This is a genomic window from Streptomyces sp. WAC06614, from assembly GCF_003949795.1.
Lineage (GTDB): Bacteria > Actinomycetota > Actinomycetes > Streptomycetales > Streptomycetaceae > Streptomyces.
The window spans coordinates 1-2,868 of sequence record NZ_RPRY01000538.1 but is presented as its reverse complement, the minus strand read 5'-3'; the positions used below and the strand labels follow the sequence as shown (position 1 = coordinate 2,868).

Genomic DNA, 2,868 nt, shown 5'->3' with positions numbered 1-2,868 from the left:
GGGGCGTAGGGGGTCTGCGGAGCGTCCGGCGGCCGCACGGCGGATGTGGTCACGGGCCCTCCCCGCTCGTCGTCGTGGTGGTGTGCGAGCCGGCCGCGCCGGCCCCTGGGTGGGGCCGGGCGCCGTGGATGCTGCGGCCGGTGTGGTGGAAGAAGACGTCGTCGAGCGTCGGCGGGGTGGCGGAGGCCGCGTGCACGGGGATGTCGTGGGCCATCAGGGCCCCGCACAGGCGTGGGATCCAGGAGCTGCCGTCGGGCAGGCGCAGGGAGATGCCCTCGCCGTCCAGCGTCGTGGTGGTGCCCGGCGGCGCGGCCTTGGTCACGACCTCGCGCGCTGCTCGGTCGTCACCGGTGCGCAGTACCACCCGGTCGTCCCCGATCGCGGCCTTCAGGGCGACGGGGGTGCCCTGTGCCACCAGGCGGCCGCCGTCGATGATGGCGAGGCGGTCGCAGTTCTCGGCCTCGCCGAGGTAGTGGGTGGTGACGAAGAGCGTGATGCCCTGCCGGTCGCGCAGCGCGCGCAGGTGCTGCCAGACCTGGGCGCGGGCGTGGGGGTCGAGTCCGGTGGTGGGCTCGTCGAGGAAGAGGATCCGTGGTTCGTGCAGCAGGCCGCGGGCGAGTTCGAGGCGTCGTCTCATACCGCCGGACAGGGTGCGTACCGGGGAGTGGTTCCGGTCGGCCAGCCCGACCGCTTCGAGCGTCTCGGCCGCGCGGCGGCGGGCGTGGCGGCGGCTCAGGCCGTAGAGCCGGGCGTGGATGCGGAGGTTCTGCTCGGCCGTCAGGTCCATGTCCAGCGCGCTGTGCTGGAACAGCATCCCGACCTGTCGCCGTACCCGGTCGGGCTGGTCGAGCACGTCGGCGCCGGCCACCGTGGCACGTCCGGCGGTGGGCCGGGCGAGGGCGCACAGCAGGGAGATGGTGGTGGACTTGCCCGCGCCGTTGGGGCCGAGGAAGGCGAAGGTCTCGCCCTGGTGCACGTCCAGGTCCAGGCCGCGCACGGCCTCCACGGTGGTGCCGTCCGGGCCCGGGTAGCTCTTGACCAGACCGCGCGTGCTGATGGCGTACGCCCCCTGCTCCGGCCGTGCGGCGTCCGGGTCGGTGGGGGCGGCGGCCAGGAGGGTGGCCCGGGCAGGAGCGTTGTCGCCGGCGTGTGGCTGCATGTCGGGTCCTCGTCTGCGGGGTGTGGTCTGCGGACTCGGGCGGGCAACGGGTGAGCCGGGCACGGACGGGCCGTGCCCGGCTCCCGGTGGAGCGGTTGGGTGCTCCGGCCGGTGGCCGCCGCCATGGGCAGGCCACCGGCCGGAGGTCGTCCGGCCCCCGTCGTTCCGTCCCCGCGCGGCCCTGGCGGGCAGTACGGGGTGCTCCCCGCCGGGGTCCGCTGCTCAGCGTCCCGTCGACCTGACCGCTGTCGTAGGGCCGCCGAGCAGCGGCGGAGCCTGAGGGGGCCTACCGCCGGGTCAGGCGCAGCTGACGCCCACACAGACGGTGTTGAGCAGGGTCAGGAGTCCGACACACGCACAGGTGTCGGCGAACGGGACGCCGTCGACGCCGATCGGGTCGGTCTCGGGAAGGGCGTGCAGGTGAGCCAGCAGTTCGAGGTCGCGGTTCTCCATGACTTTCTCCTTCTCTGTGAGGTGGGCGGCAGGTTCCCTGCCGCTCAGCCCGGCTGCTGGATCGTCCAGTGCCGGGAGTCCGTGTGCCGGGTCCGCAGGAGGAACGCGAGGATCCCCGCGGATCCGTCGCTCCAGCTCGTCGAGACGTCCCCGTATTCGGTGGGGAAGACGACGTGGCCGTCGCGGTGGGCCCGTTCGGCTGCGATGAGGCGGGCCAGGTCCTCGGCCATCGCGTGGTAGGAGGGGTCCCCGGTGGCCGACGCCATGTCGAGGAGGAAGTCGCCGTTGCCCGCCAGCCCGTGGCACTGGGCGAGGGGCGCCCGGGAGGCGCGTTCGACGACGGCCCGGGCGGCGCCGCGGGCGAGTTCGGCGTGGCGTTCGTCGCCGGTGGTCCGCCACAGCCGGATGAGGAAGGATCCGATGCCCGCCGAGCCGTGGCACCAGTACGGCGCCGTGGGCACGTCGCCGGCCTGCGCCGGCCACTGGGTCGCCCCGCCGATCCGCACGGCGCCGGCCACCAGCTCCTCACCGGCTGCGACGGCCAGGTCCAGGTAGTCCCGGCGGTCCGCGACGGCGGCTGCTTCGAGCAGGAAGTATCCGATGCCGGACGTTCCGTGGGCGAAGCCGAGGTAGCGTTTGCCGGCCTCGGTGGCGACGGCTTCCGCCGGGACGGGCCAGCTCACGCCGGAGGGTGCGGGCCGCGCGGCGGCGGCCAGCCGGTCGGCGGCGGCGACGACGAGGTCGGCCAGCCGGGGGTCGCCGGTGCGGTGCCACAGGTGGGCGGCGGCCAGTCCGCTGCCCGCGTGGCCGTGGGTGATGTCATGGCTGAGCGTCGACTCCTGCGGGGCCAGGGCCAGGGCCATCGCGTGGTCGGCGAGGCCGCGGTCGTCGACGGCGCGGGCGGCGTCGTACAGGGCCCATGCGGTCCCCCTGCCGCCGAAGTGCAGGCCGGGGCGTGTGGAGCGGGTGTCGGTCCGGTCGGCGATCCAGCGGCCCGCGGTGGATATCACCTCGGGCAGGCGGGGATCGCCGGTGAGCTCGAAGTACCGGGTCAGGACGGCCAGTACGCCGGCGGCACCCTGCTGCACGGTACAGGGGTCGGTCTCCCCGGCCCGGGTGGACACGGGCCACAGCCGCTGCGCGTCCTTCGGCGTCATCGAGTCGACGAGGTGCTCGACGATCCCTGCCGCTACGGCTTCCGGTGTCGCGGCCTGCGGTGTCGCGTCAGGCCGCGGGGCGGCGGGGCGGCGCGCGTG

Annotated in this window: 3 protein-coding genes; all 3 read right to left on the bottom strand. The window is 74.9% G+C overall.

Annotated features, from left to right (window positions below; genetic code table 11):
* Nucleotides 1–49: 49 nt before the first annotated feature.
* Nucleotides 50–1,159 carry an ATP-binding cassette domain-containing protein gene (locus EF918_RS34345; RefSeq protein WP_125652790.1) on the bottom strand — a complete coding sequence of 370 codons (1,110 nt, stop codon included), beginning with the start codon at nucleotides 1,157–1,159 and terminating at the stop codon, nucleotides 50–52.
* Nucleotides 1,160–1,456: 297 nt separating this feature from the next.
* On the bottom strand, nucleotides 1,457–1,612 hold the full coding sequence (locus EF918_RS37490; protein WP_185922067.1) for a VenA family class IV lanthipeptide: 156 nt from the start codon (nucleotides 1,610–1,612) through the stop codon (nucleotides 1,457–1,459).
* Nucleotides 1,613–1,656: 44 nt separating this feature from the next.
* A partial coding sequence (locus EF918_RS34340) for a lanthionine synthetase LanC family protein (RefSeq protein ID WP_185922066.1) occupies nucleotides 1,657–2,868 on the bottom strand: 1,212 nt, incomplete at its 5' end.

What these genes read in the sequence shown, in the direction of transcription:
- EF918_RS34345 (WP_125652790.1), bottom strand. Translation starts at nt 1,159, where the DNA reads ATGCAGCCACACGCCGGCGACAACGCTCCTGCCCGGGCCACCCTCCTG.
- EF918_RS37490 (WP_185922067.1), bottom strand. Translation starts at nt 1,612, where the DNA reads ATGGAGAACCGCGACCTCGAACTGCTGGCTCACCTGCACGCCCTTCCC.